The 15,620-nt window shown below is 69.8% G+C and carries 14 protein-coding genes and 1 tRNA gene; 6 read left to right on the forward strand and 9 right to left on the reverse strand.

The window, feature by feature from the left end; translation table 11 throughout:
• Positions 1–18: 18 nt before the first annotated feature.
• On the reverse strand, positions 19–570 hold the full coding sequence (locus tag ACFU5O_RS31055) for a hypothetical protein (RefSeq protein ID WP_384245519.1): 552 nt from the start codon (positions 568–570) through the stop codon (positions 19–21).
• 148 nt (positions 571–718) lie between these two features.
• Between ACFU5O_RS31055 and hrpA the strand changes: the two genes are divergently transcribed.
• The 3 genes from hrpA to ACFU5O_RS31070 all read left to right on the forward strand — a co-directional run bounded on the left by hrpA (position 719) and on the right by ACFU5O_RS31070 (position 5,279).
• Entirely contained in the window at positions 719–4,648 is a 3,930-nt protein-coding gene (gene hrpA, locus ACFU5O_RS31060; protein WP_384245521.1) for an ATP-dependent RNA helicase HrpA, read from the forward strand.
• 90 nt (positions 4,649–4,738) lie between these two features.
• Positions 4,739–4,813, forward strand: a tRNA-Asp gene (locus ACFU5O_RS31065).
• A gap of 118 nt (positions 4,814–4,931) precedes the next feature.
• Positions 4,932–5,279: a DUF6274 family protein gene (locus ACFU5O_RS31070; protein ID WP_384245522.1), complete on the forward strand. Its 348-nt coding sequence runs from the start codon at positions 4,932–4,934 to the stop codon at positions 5,277–5,279.
• A gap of 275 nt (positions 5,280–5,554) precedes the next feature.
• On the opposite strand, the gene bldC is transcribed toward ACFU5O_RS31070, so the two are convergent.
• Both bldC and ACFU5O_RS31080 read right to left on the reverse strand, forming a co-directional pair.
• Positions 5,555–5,761: a developmental transcriptional regulator BldC gene (gene bldC / locus ACFU5O_RS31075; protein WP_003949541.1), complete on the reverse strand. Its 207-nt coding sequence runs from the start codon at positions 5,759–5,761 to the stop codon at positions 5,555–5,557.
• Between the two features lie 479 nt (positions 5,762–6,240).
• Positions 6,241–7,086: a hypothetical protein gene (locus ACFU5O_RS31080; RefSeq protein ID WP_384245523.1), complete on the reverse strand. Its 846-nt coding sequence runs from the start codon at positions 7,084–7,086 to the stop codon at positions 6,241–6,243.
• A gap of 183 nt (positions 7,087–7,269) precedes the next feature.
• Between ACFU5O_RS31080 and ACFU5O_RS31085 the strand changes: the two genes are divergently transcribed.
• Together ACFU5O_RS31085 and ACFU5O_RS31090 are read left to right on the forward strand one after the other, a co-directional pair.
• Positions 7,270–8,361, forward strand: a complete 1,092-nt coding sequence (locus ACFU5O_RS31085) for a Leu/Phe/Val dehydrogenase (RefSeq protein ID WP_384245525.1) — start codon at positions 7,270–7,272, stop codon at positions 8,359–8,361.
• Between the two features lie 279 nt (positions 8,362–8,640).
• Positions 8,641–8,910: a DUF3073 domain-containing protein gene (locus ACFU5O_RS31090; RefSeq protein WP_384245526.1), complete on the forward strand. Its 270-nt coding sequence runs from the start codon at positions 8,641–8,643 to the stop codon at positions 8,908–8,910.
• 75 nt (positions 8,911–8,985) lie between these two features.
• On the opposite strand, the gene purM is transcribed toward ACFU5O_RS31090, so the two are convergent.
• The 4 genes from purM to ACFU5O_RS31110 form a co-directional block, all read right to left on the reverse strand.
• Positions 8,986–10,083, reverse strand: coding sequence for a phosphoribosylformylglycinamidine cyclo-ligase (purM, locus tag ACFU5O_RS31095; protein ID WP_384245527.1), 1,098 nt, complete (start codon positions 10,081–10,083; stop codon positions 8,986–8,988).
• 43 nt (positions 10,084–10,126) lie between these two features.
• A complete protein-coding gene (purF, locus tag ACFU5O_RS31100) occupies positions 10,127–11,644 on the reverse strand; it encodes an amidophosphoribosyltransferase (protein ID WP_384245528.1) in 1,518 nt (505 codons plus the stop codon).
• 386 nt (positions 11,645–12,030) lie between these two features.
• Complete coding sequence (locus ACFU5O_RS31105; RefSeq protein ID WP_384245530.1) at positions 12,031–12,831, reverse strand: META domain-containing protein; 801 nt, start codon at positions 12,829–12,831, stop codon at positions 12,031–12,033.
• 35 nt (positions 12,832–12,866) lie between these two features.
• Positions 12,867–13,667 carry a sterol carrier family protein gene (locus ACFU5O_RS31110; RefSeq protein WP_384245531.1) on the reverse strand — a complete coding sequence of 267 codons (801 nt, stop codon included), beginning with the start codon at positions 13,665–13,667 and terminating at the stop codon, positions 12,867–12,869.
• Positions 13,668–13,769: 102 nt separating this feature from the next.
• Between ACFU5O_RS31110 and ACFU5O_RS31115 the strand changes: the two genes are divergently transcribed.
• Entirely contained in the window at positions 13,770–14,174 is a 405-nt protein-coding gene (locus ACFU5O_RS31115; protein WP_384245532.1) for a nuclear transport factor 2 family protein, read from the forward strand.
• 61 nt (positions 14,175–14,235) lie between these two features.
• On the opposite strand, the gene ACFU5O_RS31120 is transcribed toward ACFU5O_RS31115, so the two are convergent.
• Positions 14,236–15,069 carry a M23 family metallopeptidase gene (locus ACFU5O_RS31120; protein WP_384245534.1) on the reverse strand — a complete coding sequence of 278 codons (834 nt, stop codon included), beginning with the start codon at positions 15,067–15,069 and terminating at the stop codon, positions 14,236–14,238.
• Between the two features lie 12 nt (positions 15,070–15,081).
• Positions 15,082–15,591, reverse strand: a complete 510-nt coding sequence (locus ACFU5O_RS31125) for an ArsR/SmtB family transcription factor (RefSeq protein WP_384245535.1) — start codon at positions 15,589–15,591, stop codon at positions 15,082–15,084.
• Positions 15,592–15,620 lie beyond the last annotated feature (29 nt).

Below are 15,620 nucleotides of genomic sequence, written 5' to 3' on the forward strand. Positions count from 1 at the left end.
GGCACGACTGTGCCGCGCCTATACGCGCAGGACGGAGAGATCCATCGGACTCGGCGCGGCCACGGGCGGCGGCCCCCGCTCCGGCGCCACATCGAGCACGGTGTCGTCGACGGCCGAGCAGCCGGACGCGCTGTGGGCGCTCTGCAGGGCGGGCAGCAGCTGGTACGGGGACGAACCGCGCGGCGGAGTGGCGGGGCCGAGCCCGCCGTCGTCCCTGGAGCCGTCGTCGCAGCCGGGTGCCTGGTGGCCGGCGCCCGGGGCACTCATCGCCGCAGGCATACGGACGCCGGTCACCACCGGGGCCGCGCTCACGCCGATCATCGCGGAGGCGGCGCTCACGCCGATCATCGCCGCAGGCACAGGGACGCCGGTCATCGCGGGGGCCGCGCTCACGCCGGCCGTCCCGTCGCCCGCGGTCCGCGCGTCAGCAGCCGTCCCGCCGCCGGTGGCGCCCGTGGCGCCCGTTCCCGCCCGGCCCGCATCCGCGCACAGAAGCAGCGCGCACAGCACCCCGATCAGCGTGGCCACGGCCGCGAAGGCGCGGCACCACCGGCTGCTGGCGCTGGGCATGGGCGAGGAATCCCCTGTTTCGTCGTCGTGCCCCGCAATCGTACGGGCCAACGGGGCGCGGTCCCGGACCCGTCGGGCCGGGTGCGGCGACCCGCCCCCGGAAATGGGTTCGCCAGTCCCCTCGCCCGGGTGCGATCCTGGATCCCGTATGTCTACTTCCTTCGCCGATCTCCAGAACCAGCTGGCCGAGATCTCGCTGCGCGACGCGCACCGGCTCGGTCGGCGGCTCGAAGGCACCCGCCGCATCCGTAAGCCCGAGGCCCGGCAGGCCGTGCTGGACGAGATCGCGGCGGAGGCCACGCAGGCCGCCGCCCGTACCGCCGAGCGCGCGGCACGCGTGCCCGGGATCACCTATCCCGAGCAGCTTCCGGTCAGTCAGAAGAGGGACGAGATCCTGGCGGCGATACGGGACCACCAGGTCGTGATCGTCGCGGGTGAGACGGGCTCGGGAAAGACGACCCAGATCCCGAAGATCTGCCTGGAACTCGGCCGGGGCGTGCGCGGCATGATCGGCCATACGCAGCCGCGGCGGATCGCGGCCCGCACGGTCGCAGAGCGGGTGGCGGAGGAGCTGCGGACGCCGCTCGGCGAGGCCGTCGGCTGGAAGGTCAGGTTCACCGACCAGGTGGGTCAGGACACCTTCGTCAAGCTGATGACGGACGGCATCCTGCTCGCCGAGATCCAGACCGACCGCGAGCTGCGCGCCTACGACACGATCATCATCGACGAGGCCCACGAGCGCAGCCTCAACATCGACTTCCTGCTCGGGTATCTGGCCCAGCTGCTGCCGAAGCGGCCCGACCTCAAGGTCGTCATCACCTCCGCGACCATCGACCCGGAGCGCTTCTCCCGCCACTTCTTCGACGCGCCGATCGTGGAGGTCTCCGGCCGTACGTACCCCGTCGAGGTGCGCTACCGCCCGCTCCTCGAGGAAGACGGGGACGACTCCGACCGCGACCAGATCACCGCGATCTGTGACGCTGTCGACGAGCTCCAGTCCGAAGGCCCGGGCGACATCCTGGTCTTCCTCTCCGGGGAGCGCGAGATCCGCGACACCGCGGACGCGCTCAACCGGAAGAACCTCCGCAACACCGAGGTCCTCCCCCTCTACGCCCGCCTGTCGCACGCCGAGCAGCACCGCGTGTTCCAGGCGCACACCGGCCGCCGCATCGTCCTCGCGACGAATGTGGCGGAGACGTCGCTGACCGTCCCCGGCATCAAGTACGTCATCGACCCGGGCACCGCCCGCATCTCCCGCTACAGCCATCGCACCAAGGTCCAGCGGCTCCCCATCGAGGCCGTCAGCCAGGCCAGCGCCAACCAGCGCAAGGGCCGTTGCGGACGTACGTCCGACGGCATCTGCATCCGCCTCTACTCCGAGGACGACTTCGAGGCCCGCCCCGAGTTCACGGACGCCGAGATCCTCCGTACGAACCTCGCGTCCGTCATCCTCCAGATGACCGCGGCGGGCCTCGGCGACATCGGGAAGTTCCCCTTCATCGACCCGCCGGACCACCGCAACATCCGCGACGGCGTGCAGCTTCTCGAGGAGCTCGGCGCGCTGGATCCGACGGAGAAGGATCCGAAGAAGCGGCTGACGCAGACGGGCCGCCGGCTCGCACAGCTGCCGGTCGACCCGCGCCTGGCCCGGATGGTCCTCGAGGCCGACAAGAACGGCTGTGTCCGCGAGGTCATGGTCATCGCCGCCGCGCTCTCCATCCAGGATCCGCGCGAGCGCCCCGCCGAAAGGCAGGCACAGGCCGATCAGCAGCACGCCCGCTTCAAGGACGAGACGAGCGACTTCCTCGCCTTCCTCAATCTGTGGCGGTACATCCGCGAGCAGCAGAAGGAGCGCGGCTCCTCCAGCTTCCGCCGGATGTGCAAGCAGGAGTACCTCAACTTCCTGCGCATCCGCGAATGGCAGGACATCTACGCGCAGCTGCGCACGGTCGCCAAGCAGATGGGCATCCACCTCAACGAGGAAGACGCCCCCGAACAGTCCGTCCACGTCTCGCTCCTCGCCGGCCTGCTCTCGCACATCGGCATGAAGGACGTCAAGGACGGCGCGAAGAACGAGTACGTCGGCGCCCGCAGCGCGAAGTTCGCCGTCTTCCCGGGCTCTGCCCTCTTCAAGAAGCCCCCGCGCTTCGTCATGTCGGCCGAGCTGGTCGAGACGTCCCGGCTCTGGGCCCGGGTCAACGCGAGGATCGAGCCCGAGTGGATCGAGCCGGTCGCCCAGCATCTGCTCAAGCGCACGTACAGCGAGCCGCACTGGGAGAAGGACCAGGCGGCGGTCATGGCGTACGAGAAGGTCACGCTGTACGGCGTCCCGATCATCGCCCAGCGCAAGGTGAACTACGGGCGGATCGACCCGGAGACGAGCCGCGAGCTCTTCCTCCGCAACGCGCTCGTCGAGGGCGACTGGCGCACGCACCACAAGTTCTTCGCCGACAACCGCAAGCTCCTCACCGAGGTCGAGGAGCTGGAGCACCGGGCCCGCCGCCGCGACATCCTCGTGGACGACGAGACCCTGTTCGACTTCTACGACCAGCGGGTGCCCGAGCATGTCGTGTCCGGGGCGCACTTCGACTCCTGGTGGAAGCACAAGCGCCGCGAGGAGCCCGAACTCCTCGACTTCGAGCGCGAGATGCTCATCAACAAGAAGGCCGGCGCGGTCACGAAGGACGACTACCCGGACTCATGGCGGCAGGGCCGGCTGAAGTTCCGGGTCACGTACCAGTTCGAGCCGGGCACCGACGCGGACGGCGTGACCGTCCACATCCCGCTCCAGGTCCTCAACCAGGTCACGGACGAGGGCTTCGACTGGCAGATCCCCGGCCTGCGCGAAGAGGTCGTCACCGAGCTGATCCGCTCCCTCCCGAAGCCGGTCCGCCGCCACTACGTGCCCGCGCCGAACTACGCGAAGGCGTTCCTGGAGAACGCCGCGCCCCTGCAGGAGCCGCTCCCGGTCACGCTGGCGCGGGAGCTGCAGCGCATGGTCGGTGTGCCGGTCACCGGGGACGACTTCGATCTCGGCAGGGTCCCCGACCATCTGAAGATCACGTTCCGGATCATCGACGAGCGCCGCCGCACACTCGCGGAGGACAAGGATCTGGAGACGCTGCGGCTCAGGCTCAGGCCGAAGGCCCGCCAGGCGCTCTCCCAGGCCGCGGCCGCAACGGCGGAGCGCTCGGGCGGTGCCGCCGTCGAGCGCACGGGACTCACCGACTGGACGATCGGGGCGCTGACGAAGGTCTTCGAGACACGCCGCGCCGGCCAGCCGGTCAAGGCCTACCCGGCCCTCGTCGACGAGGGCGCGTCCGTCGCCGTCCGGCTCTTCGACACGGAGGCCGAGCAGGCGCAGGCGATGTCGCAGGGCACGCGGCGGCTGATCATGCTGAACATCCCGGTGAACCCGGCGAAGTTCGCGTCCGACCGGCTGACGAACCAGCAGAAACTCGCCCTCTCCAGCAATCCGCACGGTTCCGTCCAGGCGCTCTTCGACGACTGCGCGACCGCGGCGGCGGACAAGCTGATCGCCGACCACGGCGGCCCCGCCTGGGACGAGGAATCGTTCCGGAAGCTGTACGACAAGGTCCGCACGGACCTCGTGGACCTCACGGTGCGGACCGTGGACCAGGTCGGGCAGATCCTGGCCGCCTGGCAGGCCTGTGAGCGCCGCCTGAAGTCCACGACCAGCCCGGTCCTCGTGAGCAACGTCCAGGACGTACAGCGGCAGCTGGCGGCCCTCATGCCTGCCGGCTTCGTCACACGTACGGGTCTGCGCCGGCTCCCGGACCTGATGCGCTACCTCGTCGCGGTGGACCGCAGGCTGCAGCAGATGCCGACGGCCGTCCAGCGCGACACGACGCGTATGGACAAGGTCCACGAGATGCAGGACGAGTACGCGTGGCTGCTGGAGCAGATGCCGAAGGGGCGTCCCGTACCGCGGGAGGTCCTGGACATCCGCTGGATGATCGAGGAGCTGCGCGTGAGCTATTTCGCCCCCGCCCTCGGCACGGCGCACCCTGTCTCCGACAAGCGCATCGTGAAGGCCATCGACGCGGCGGCGCCGTGACGCGGCCGTCGCCTTGAGTGAGTTCGACCGGACCGTCTGACCTGCTGTACAGTCTCTCTCGCAGCCAACGAAGTACGGGCTGCGAAACATGGTCCTGTGGAGCAGTTTGGAGTGCTCGCCACCCTGTCAAGGTGGAGGCCGCGGGTTCAAATCCCGTCAGGACCGCAGCAGATGGAAGGCCCGCACCGAACGGTGCGGGCCTTCTGTCGTATTGACGCGGCCACTTGCCACCGGTACCCAGACATGACAGGGGTACGGGGCCCCCGGAACGCGGAGGTGGCGCATGGCGGCATCCACAGCGAGGCATGAGACCCGGGCGCTCCTGCGCGCCCATCTGGCGGCCGTCTCCGGCTACCGGCATCTCACCCGGCAGTGTCCGGTGTGCCATCGGCTGCTGCGCCTCGCCATGGAGCCCACGGAGCCCGCGCTCCTGGAGCCGGCGCGGCCGAGGGAGCCCCTGGGGGCCGTGGAGCGCGGAGAGCCGGCACAACCCGCAGAACCCGTGCAGCCGGCGGCACTCCCGGGGTCCATGCGCGGCCGGGAGCCGGGCGGGCCCGGGGAGCCGGCAGACCGGGCCGAGCCGGAGGATCCGGTCCCGGGCGGCGGCCACGACGGCCCGCCCGCCGTGTGACGCGAGTCACTGTACGAGTTTTGGGAGTGGGGGAACTTACACACTCCCTACAACGACCCAATTTAATGTGTGCAATTGCACCGCTTACCGGACGGTACGGAGCGGTTCCGCGGGCCCCTCGGGGGCCCGGCCCCGGGACATAAAAAAGATCGCGCTGGACCCGGCGGAGTCCAGCGCGATCGACGACGAAACCTGTTGGGGCAGGCGCCCGCCGTGTCGAGCTCTGTGTCGGGCTGCGGGATTGGGGGTCCCGGCTATGCCCTGATATCGGGGTGTCAGGCCTCGCTGCGCTGCTGCGGAATACCCGCAAGCAGTGCGCGGACCTCTGCCTCGCGGTACCGGCGATGCCCACCAAGCGTGCGGATGGACGTGAGCTTGCCTGCCTTGGCCCAGCGCGTGACCGTCTTCGGATCCACGCGGAACATCGTGGCAACCTCAGCCGGGGTCAGCAGCGGCTCGGCATCAGGGGTGCGAGCGGTCATGAGCGGCCTCCTCGGGAGAACCGAACCTTCTCGGTTCTTTCCTCTAAATTCTGCACCTTGACCCGCGTTGCCCGAAATGGCGGACGCGGGCCGAGTCGGTTATAGGACGAACGGCTTGTCCTCGGCACTACAACTACACCATCTGTCCAGCCACGTCGGCCAAACCGATGGAATTGCCCTCTCAGGTGTTCATCAGCGGCGGAAGCCGATGGACCATGCCATAACGGACAGTCACCTCACAGTGACGATCAGTCACAGAGCGATCAGGAGTCATCAGACCCCCCATAGAGCGCAATGCCGAGTAATCCGCCTTTATTTAGACGGAAGGAACCCTCCCCGGACTCCTTGTCCTATTTTGGCACGAGGGTGGGCGAGCGGCGCAAGAGACGACTTAGTGCTGTCCGTCACGCTTGAGCCAAAGGCCCGGATCAAGACCTACGTCCGGGTCATGCCCTGTCAACCATCTCGTCACCGATGGTTCAGTTCGCGAACTGCCGGTCCCGGACCACCCGCCAGCGTTCCGACAGCCGCCCGTACGCCTCGCCCGCGCCCTCGCCGTCGCCGGCCCTCAGTGCCGCGATCCCCTCGGCGAGATCCGCCGCCGAGCGGTCCCCGGCGAGGTGATCCGGTGGGAGGGCATGGACGAGTCCGCCGTAGTCGAGCTCGACCAGGGAGCGCGGATGGAACTCTTCCAGCCATCGCCCCACATCTACCAGGCCCTCCGTGAGAGGTCCCCCGTCGACCGACTCGCGCAGCGTCCTCAGCGCGCGCGCCAGCCTGCGCCTGGCCTGCACCATCGGCGTTCGGTAGCGCAGCACCGGTGGCTCCCCGGGCACCTCCCCCGGCTCGTACTCGCGCTCCTCGTCGGCGAAGAGCGTGAACCAGCGCACCGGCACCTGCCACACCGCCGTCCTGATCCACGGACGGGCATCGGGATTCCTGGCGCGCCAGGCCTCGTAGTCCGCGGCGGCCTGTCCTCGCACCACCGGGGGCAGCACCGCGTCCAGCACCGGCGACGGCAGCGTCTCCGTCAGCTCCTCCAGGGCCAGCCAGCCGCGCAGCCTGGTGCGCCAGGGGCACACACAGACCACGCCGTCGACCTCGGCGACAAAGGCGTCGGCGCTCTCGTGGACGGGCACCGGCACCGGCGGGGTGGGCAGCAGATCCGCCAGCGAGCGCCGCAGCTCGTCCTGGGCGGTGGGCGTGACGGCCTTGCGGGCGTAGCGTGCCCAGTGGCCCCGCTCCGGTTCGGGAAAGGCCGCCAACGGCTCGTAGACCCGCAGGTAGGAGGCGTACGGGACGAGCACAGAAGTGACGGCCGGCATGTGCGAATCCTTCCACGCGCGTACTCCAGGAGAGGGTGATCCTCGGCACCGGGTCGGATCTACGCACCCGTAGGACTTACTCTCTTGCCCAACCGGACCCTCCCCACCCTTTCCCCGGCCAAAAGCACGGGGGAGGTCACACGGAGGTCCTCAATCGCCGCTTCGTACTTGGGAGTCACCACCGTGACCGATGTGACCGGCGCCTCTGTCGACGTACTGCACACCCTGTTCCACTCGGACCAGGGGGGCCACGAGCAAGTCGTGCTGTGCCAGGACCGTGCCAGTGGCCTGAAGGCCGTCATCGCCATCCACTCGACCGCCCTGGGCCCGGCCCTCGGTGGCACGCGCTTCTACCCGTACGCCTCGGAGGAGGCGGCCGTGGCCGACGCGCTGAACCTCTCGCGCGGGATGTCGTACAAGAACGCCATGGCGGGCCTCGACCACGGCGGCGGCAAGGCCGTGATCATCGGGGACCCGGAGCGGATCAAGACCGAGGAGCTGCTCCTGGCCTACGGCCGGTTCGTGGCATCGCTCGGTGGCCGTTACGTCACGGCCTGCGACGTCGGCACCTACGTGGCCGACATGGACATCGTGGCGCGCGAGAACAAGTGGACCACCGGACGCTCCCCCGAGAACGGCGGGGCGGGCGACTCTTCGGTCCTCACCGCCTACGGCGTCTTCCAGGGCATGCGTGCCTCCGCCCAGCACCAGTGGGGCGACCCGACCCTGCGCGGCCGCAAGGTCGGTGTCGCGGGTGTCGGCAAGGTCGGTCACTACCTGGTCGAGCATCTGCTCGAGGACGGTGCCGAGGTCGTCGTCACGGACGTACGGGAGGAGTCGGTGCGCCGTATCACCGACAGGTTCCCGCAGGTCGTGGTGGCCAAGGACACCGACGCACTGATCCGCACCGAGGACCTGGACATCTACGCGCCCTGTGCGCTCGGCGGTGCACTGAACGACGCGAGCGTGCCCGTCCTGACGGCGAAGGTGGTGTGCGGCGCCGCCAACAACCAGCTCGCGCACCCGGGCGTCGAGAAGGACCTCGCGGACCGCCACATCCTCTACGCGCCGGACTACGTCGTGAACGCGGGCGGCGTGATCCAGGTCGCCGACGAGCTGCACGGCTTCGACTTCGACCGGTGCAAGACGAAGGCGGCGAAGATCTTCGACACCACGCTGGCGATATTCGCACGCGCGAAGGAAGACGGCATTCCGCCGGCCGCCGCGGCCGACCGGATCGCCGAGCAGCGGATGTCGGAGGCGCGCCGCGCCTAGCGTCCTGGAGAGGGTCACCGCCGACCGGGGAGAGAAGACTCACGCCGGTCGGCGGGTCGACCGCCGAGAAGAGGTTAAAATCGCGGTTGACCAGCGAGGACGGGGCACCTCGCCGGTTCTGCGAGGTGGCACGTCATGCGGGCGGCGTACCGTATGGCCGCGGAAGCAGGTACCGTTGAAGCTCTACGGACCGGTCTCTTCGAGGAGAGCCCGTTCCGACTCATGAACGCGTGTCAAGACTCTGGGGCCGTCGAGCCCCGTCACCGAGGGGGTCGAGCCATGGGGCGCGGCCGGGCCAAGGCCAAGCAGACGAAGGTCGCCCGCCAGCTGAAGTACAACAGCGGCGGGACTGACCTGTCGCGTCTGGCCAACGAGCTGGGCGCATCGACGGCGAGTCCGATTTCGAGCCAGCCGCCGAACGGCGAGCCGTTCGAGGACGACGACGAGGACGACGACCCGTACGCCCGCTACGCGGAGCTGTACAACGATGACGAGGACGACGAGGACGACGACGAGTCCGGTCCGTCGTCCCAGCGCCGCGGCGCTTGACGCCATCGCACGTGAAACCCGGTCCGGGGCCTGGCCTCGGACCGGGTTCTGTGCTGTTCGGCTCAGGAACGCCGCTCAGCTCGCGTAGTCGTTCACCAGGGCCGCGCCCGTGCTGTGCTCGCCGCGCCCGACGATCTCGCCCGCGACCCAGGCGTCGACCCCGCGGTCGGCGAGGGTCGTGAGCGCCACGTCGACCGACGCCTCGGGTACGACGGCGATCATGCCGACGCCCATGTTGAGGGTCTTCTCCAGCTCCGGCCGCTCGACCTGACCTGCCGTGCCGACGAGGTCGAAGACCGCGCCCGGTGCCCAGGTCGCGCGGTCGACCACGGCGTGCAGATCGTCCGGGACGACCCGGGCCAGATTGGCCGCGAGCCCGCCGCCGGTGATGTGACTGAAGGCGTGCACCTCGGTGGTCCGGGTCAGGGCCAGGCAGTCGAGCGAGTAGATCTTGGTGGGCTCCAGCAGCTCCTCGCCGAGGGTGCGGCCGAACTCCGGGATCTCCCGGTCCAGTGCCCAGCCGGCCCGGTCGAAGACCACATGGCGCACCAGTGAGTACCCGTTCGAGTGAAGGCCGGAGGACGCCATGGCGATCACCGCGTCCCCCGTACGGATACGATCCGCGCCCAGGAGCCGGTCGGCCTCCACCACTCCCGTGCCCGCGCCCGCGACATCGAAGTCGTCCGGGCCGAGCAGCCCCGGGTGCTCCGCGGTCTCGCCGCCGACGAGTGCGGTGCCGGCCAGGACACAGCCCTCGGCGATGCCCTTGACGATGGCGGCGACCCGCTCCGGGTGCACCTTCCCGACGCAGATGTAGTCGGTCATGAAGAGCGGCTCGGCTCCGCAGACGACGATGTCGTCCATGACCATCGCGACGAGGTCATGGCCGATCGTGTCGTACACGCCCATCTGGCGGGCCAGATCGACCTTCGTGCCGACACCGTCGGTCGCGGAGGCGAGCAGCGGGCGCTCGTAGCGCTTGAGGGCCGAGACGTCGAAGAGGCCGGCGAAGCCGCCGATGCCGCCGAGAACCTCGGGGCGCCTGGTCTTCTTCACCCACTCCTTCATGAGCTCGACGGCGCGGTCGCCCGCCTCGATGTCGACACCCGCGGCCGCGTAGGAGGCACCGGTAGGTCCCGGGGACGGGGTCCCCTGATCGAACACAGCAGACATTGCCTGGGATCTTTCGGATTGGTGGAACGAGGCCTGGAGAGGGTTACGGACGACGCAGCGCGTCGGCCGCGTCCGTGCCGCCCGCCAGCTCGGTCTCGAGCAGCTGCTTGCCGAGCAGCTCGGGATCGGGCAGGTCCATCGGGTACTCGCCGTCGAAGCAGGCGCGGCACAGGTTCGGCTTGTCGATGGTCGTGGCCTCGATCATGCCGTCGATGGAGATGTACGAGAGGGAGTCGGCGCCGAGCGACGTGCCGATCTCGTCGATGGTCATGCCGTTGGCGATGAGCTCGGCACGGGTCGCGAAATCTATGCCGAAGAAGCACGGCCACTTGACGGGCGGGGACGAGATCCGGATGTGGACCTCGGCGGCCCCGGCCTCGCGGAGCATCCGCACCAGCGCGCGCTGGGTGTTGCCGCGGACGATCGAGTCGTCGACGACCACCAGGCGCTTCCCCTTGATGACTTCCTTCAGGGGATTGAGCTTGAGGCGGATGCCGAGCTGGCGGATGGTCTGCGACGGCTGGATGAAGGTCCGGCCGACGTAGGCGTTCTTGACCAGTCCCGCGCCGTAGGGGATGCCGGAAGCCTCCGCGTAGCCGATGGCCGCGGGGGTGCCGGACTCCGGCGTCGCTATGACCAGGTCGGCCTCGGCGGGCGCTTCCTTCGCGAGGCGGCGGCCCATCTCGACACGGGAGAGATAGACGTTGCGACCGGCGATGTCGGTGTCGGGCCGGGCGAGGTAGACGTACTCGAAAACACAGCCCTTGGGCTTCGCTTCTGCGAATCGAGAGGTGCGGAGACCGTTCTCGTCGATGGCGATGAGCTCGCCCGGCTCGATCTCGCGGACGAAGCTCGCGCCGCAGATGTCGAGGGCCGCGGTCTCGGATGCGACCACCCAGCCGCGCTCGAGCCGGCCGAGGACCAGCGGGCGGATGCCCTGCGGGTCACGGGCCGCGTAGAGGGTGTGCTCGTCCATGAAGACGAGGGAGAAGGCTCCCCTGACCTCGGGGAGGACCTTGGTGGCCGCATCCTCGATGGTCAGCGGCTTGCCGTCCTCGTCGGTCTGCCCGGCGAGCAGCGCGGTGACGAGGTCGGTGTCGTTGGTGGCGGCCACCTGGGTCGCGCGGCCGTCCTTGCGGGGCAGGTCGGCGACCATCTCGGCGAGCTGGACCGTGTTGACCAGATTGCCGTTGTGGCCGAGCGCGATGGAGCCGTGGGCGGTCGCCCGGAAGGTCGGCTGCGCGTTCTCCCACACGGAGGCACCGGTGGTCGAGTAGCGGGCGTGACCGACCGCGATATGACCCTGGAGGGAGCCGAGAGAGGTCTCGTCGAAGACCTGGGACACGAGGCCCATGTCCTTGAAGACGAGGATCTGGGAGCCGTTGCTGACCGCGATACCCGCGGATTCCTGGCCCCGGTGTTGGAGGGCGTAGAGCCCGAAGTACGTGAGCTTGGCGACCTCTTCGCCCGGAGCCCAGACACCGAAGACGCCGCAAGCGTCCTGGGGGCCCTTCTCGCCGGGGAGCAGGTCGTGGTTGAGTCGTCCGTCACCACGTGGCACGGCACCGAGTGTAGGCGAGATCGACCACTGGTCCGAATTGGGGACGGGCCGAAAGGAGCTCCGGGCGGCTCGGAGGTTCGTACAAAAGCCGCGTAATGAAGCCTTTGGGGGGTCCTACGGGGGCCCATGAGGCGGGTCGGGGCGTGCCGCATGTCACTCTCCGCGCTGCCCGGAGGTGCGCCCGCGGAGGCCCTGTGCCCGTCGATCCGGCCCCCTCCGGCGGGTTCGCCGGGGTCGCTCGGCGGACCCCGGACGGCGGTCAGGGGGCCCGGACGGCGGTCAGGGGCCCGGACGACGGTCAGCGGACCGGACGGCGGTCAGGAGGCCCGGACGACGGCGGTCAGGAGGCCCGGACGACGGCGGTCAGGGGGCCCGGACGACGGCGGTCAGGGGGCCGTCGCCGCCAGCCCCTTGCCGTCGTCGGCGGTCAGGGTCAGCCCTCGGTGGCGCAGCTCGTACGTCGCCTTGCCCTGCAGCACCTTGCTCACCGCCCGTTCCAGCGTCATCTGCGGCTCCGGGCAGATCCTGCGGGTCGTCGCCAGCCGGCCGAAGGTGATGGTCGATCCGGACTCGGAGATCTTCGCCGTGGCGCTGAAGGTGTTGCAGCCGAGGTTGCCGCGCACGGAACCGTCCTTGCCGAGGACGAAGTGCGCCTTCTTCCCGGTGCCGGCGGGCAGCGATGTCGCGGTTTCGCCGTCCTGCAGGGAGGTGACGGTCCACTCTGTGCCCGCGAGCGGGGCGGAGCTCTCCTTCGTCAGGGCGATGGAGTCCCCGTCGGCCGTGGTCAGGGTGAGGTTGCCGCCCTCGAGCTCGGCCTTGAGCTTGCCGGAGAAGACCTTGCTCATGGCGCTCTCGAAGTCGAGGTCGGGGCAGCTCATCTCGGTCTGCTCGCTCCGGCCGACGGTGATCGTGTCGCCGTCCACGGTGACATCGGCGCCGAAGTGGTTGCAGCCGTAGTTGCCCTGGGCCCGCCCCTTGGAGTCGATCTCGACATGGGCGTCCTCGGGGGCGGCCTTCTTCTTCCCGCCGACGGTGACGCTGTCGACGGACCAGTGCACACCTGTGACGGGCAGCTCGGGCCGTACGGAACCGCCCGCGCTGCCCGCGCCCGACTCGGCGCCGCAGGCGGTGAGCGTGAGGGCGGCGGTCACGACCGCCGCAGCGGGAACGATCAGCTTGGTTCGCATGTCGCTCTGACGATACGGCTGTGACTCCGGTTCCCTCAGCTCATGAGCGGCAGCAGCCCCGAAATGTCGGCGCGCTCGCCGCTCGCGCCCACCTTCGCCCGGCCGACCGCCTCGGACCACTCCGTGCGGCCCGTGGCCAGCCTGATCCAGGTCAGCGGGTCGGTCTCGACGACGTTCGGCGGGGTGCCTCGCGTGTGCCGGGGGCCTTCGACGCACTGCACCACGGCGTACGGCGGGATCCGCACCTCCACTGCGCCGCCCGGCGCCTTCACGGCGAGCGCGTCCGCGAGCAGCCGCACACAGGAGGCGAGCGCCTGCCGGTCGTACGCGGTGCCGAGACCGGTTGCGGCGTTCAAGTCGTCGGTGTGGACGACGAGTTCTACCGTGCGAGTGACCAGGTAGTCCCCGAGGCTCATCGCTCCCATGCGGGTCCGGATCAGCCGGTCGTCGGGGGTGCTCGCCAGGGTGTCGGCGATCTCCGTGGCGGTCACCTCGTAGAGGGCGTCGAGGTCGTCGGCGGCCTCGACGATCGTCCGGGTGTCCTCGTCGATCGCCCTTGCCCACCCGGCCGTCGTGAAAGGCCAGTCCAGCAGGGCGACTTCCGCCTTCGGGGGCTCCGGCTGCCGCACCTGCCGGGTGACGGCACCGACGACCAGGGCGAAGTGTGCGGCCAGCTCCCGGACGGTCCAGCCCTCGAGCCGGGTGGGCAGCGCGAGCTGCTCGGGCGTCAGCGTCCGCACCGTCGCACGCACATGCCCGAACTGGGCGAGCACCGCGGCCCGGATCCTGGCTGAGTCATAGCTGCGGGTGCGGGCGCGCTTCCTGGCTGGTGGCATGGGGCGAGGCTAATCGCTTCCGCCTGGCGGCGGGCGCGGGCCCGGCGGAGGATTGGGGGAGCGGAAGGATAGACCTACCTGCATGAAAGGTGTGACCCGACCATGTCCGAGCACCCGGACTGCGCCCTGGTCCGCCGGGGCTACGAAGCGTTCCGCAAGGGTGACATGGACACCCTCGCATCCATGATGACGACGGACGTCGTCCACCATGTTCCCGGGGACAACCCGGTCTCCGGACACCACAAGGGCCGCGACGCGGTGCTGGAGATGTACGGGAAGATCTCCGAGCTGACCCACGGCACCTACCGGGCCGATCCGCAGATGGTCGCCGCCGACGGCCGAGGCCACGTCATGGCCTTCCACCGGAGCTTCGCCGAGCGGGCCGACCGTGGGATCGAGATGAACGACGGGCTGTTCTTCACGATCGTGGGCGGCAAGATCTCCGACATAGACGAGTGCGTCGAGGACATCGACGTGTGGGACGCCTTCTGGAGCCTGCCCTCTTAGGCCGGGCGGCCGACAGGCGGGGTTCTGCCCCGCTCCCCCTTGGGAGCGGGGCAGAACCGCCTCATGCCGACGTCTCCGGGACGGCCGGATCCGCCGTGAAGGTCTCGCCGTTCTTCGGTACGCCGATGCCCCGCCAGGTGAAGGGGATCCCCCGCGCCCTGTCGAGGTCCGGTCCGTCCATCAGCTGGAAGTGGACGTGCGGCTCGCTCGAGTTCCCCGAGTTCCCGCAGCGCGCGACGGCCTGGCCCGCGTACACCCGGTCTCCCTCCCGTACCTGGAGCGAACCGCGCTGGACGTGTGCGTAGGCCGCGTACGTCCCGTCGCCGAGGTCGAGGACGAGGTGATTGCCGAAGATCTGTCCTCGCCCCGCGACGCCGCGGACCACGCCCTCGACAATCAGCATGTAGATCAGACCCGGCCAGGAGGTACGGCTGAGATGGTCCCTGCGGTGGTCGCAGGCGTGGACGACGGTCGCGTCGGCGACGGCGCGCAGTTCCGCGCCGAAGGCGGGGAAGGCCCCGTTGCGGCGGGCGATCGGCCACAGCGGGGAGAACGGGGGCCGGGGCCGCTCGTCGGACTCGGCGACGATGTCGATGGCGTACGTCTGGCCGCGGCTGTGCGTGCCGTGACTCGGCACCCGGTCGGCGGGGCTGTTCTGCGCGGACCACCGGCCCGTAACCGGAGGCTCGGTCTCGACGGGCGCCGGTGCCCCGGCGCGAACGCGGCGCTCCTCGATCGCCCGCAGGCGGAAGCCCAGGGCGATGGCGGCCAGTCCCGGCAGCCAGCCCAGCCAGTAGTCGTACGGCAGGTCCACGAAGGGCGACAGGATCGCCTGCGTGATGAACACCAGCCAGAGTGCGCGGTGGAGCAGCACCGCGGACCTGTGCACGGACATGAACGATTCCCCCTACGGACGTGCCGCGGTCAGTACCACCAGCAACGGGACCACCCGGATCCCCGGGACCTCGTAGCGCCCGCGCCCCGTGGTGTGCAGCCAGCCCGCGGCGGTCAGCTGGCGCAGATGGTGGTAGATCTGGCCGGTCGTGCCGAGATCTTCCAGCTCCGACAGCGCGGCCGCGGTGCGCCGGCCGCCGATGATCTCCCGCAACAGCCGAAGCCGTACGGGATGGCCGAGCGCCGCGAAGGTGTCGGCGGCCCCGGACCAGTCGTCCTCCAGCAGATCCTCGGTCCCGGCGCCGATCTGCCATTCGTACCGCTCCCCGGTGGGCAGCCGGACGGCGCCGGTGAACAGCACGCCGCCGTCATCGGCCCCGGCCCCGGCCAGCTGCTGCTTCAGGCCTTCGAGGGCCCAGAAGTCGGCCTCGCCCACGGTCGGCGAGGCCGACCCGGCTGCCCCGGCGCGCTCCAGCGCCGCCGTCCGCCGTTCGAGCTCGGCGACGCGCTCCTCCAGCTCCATGTCCACAGATTACGTAATTACGTAACTCC

The sequence above is a fragment of the Streptomyces sp. NPDC057445 genome (assembly GCF_042802855.1).
Lineage (GTDB): Bacteria > Actinomycetota > Actinomycetes > Streptomycetales > Streptomycetaceae > Streptomyces.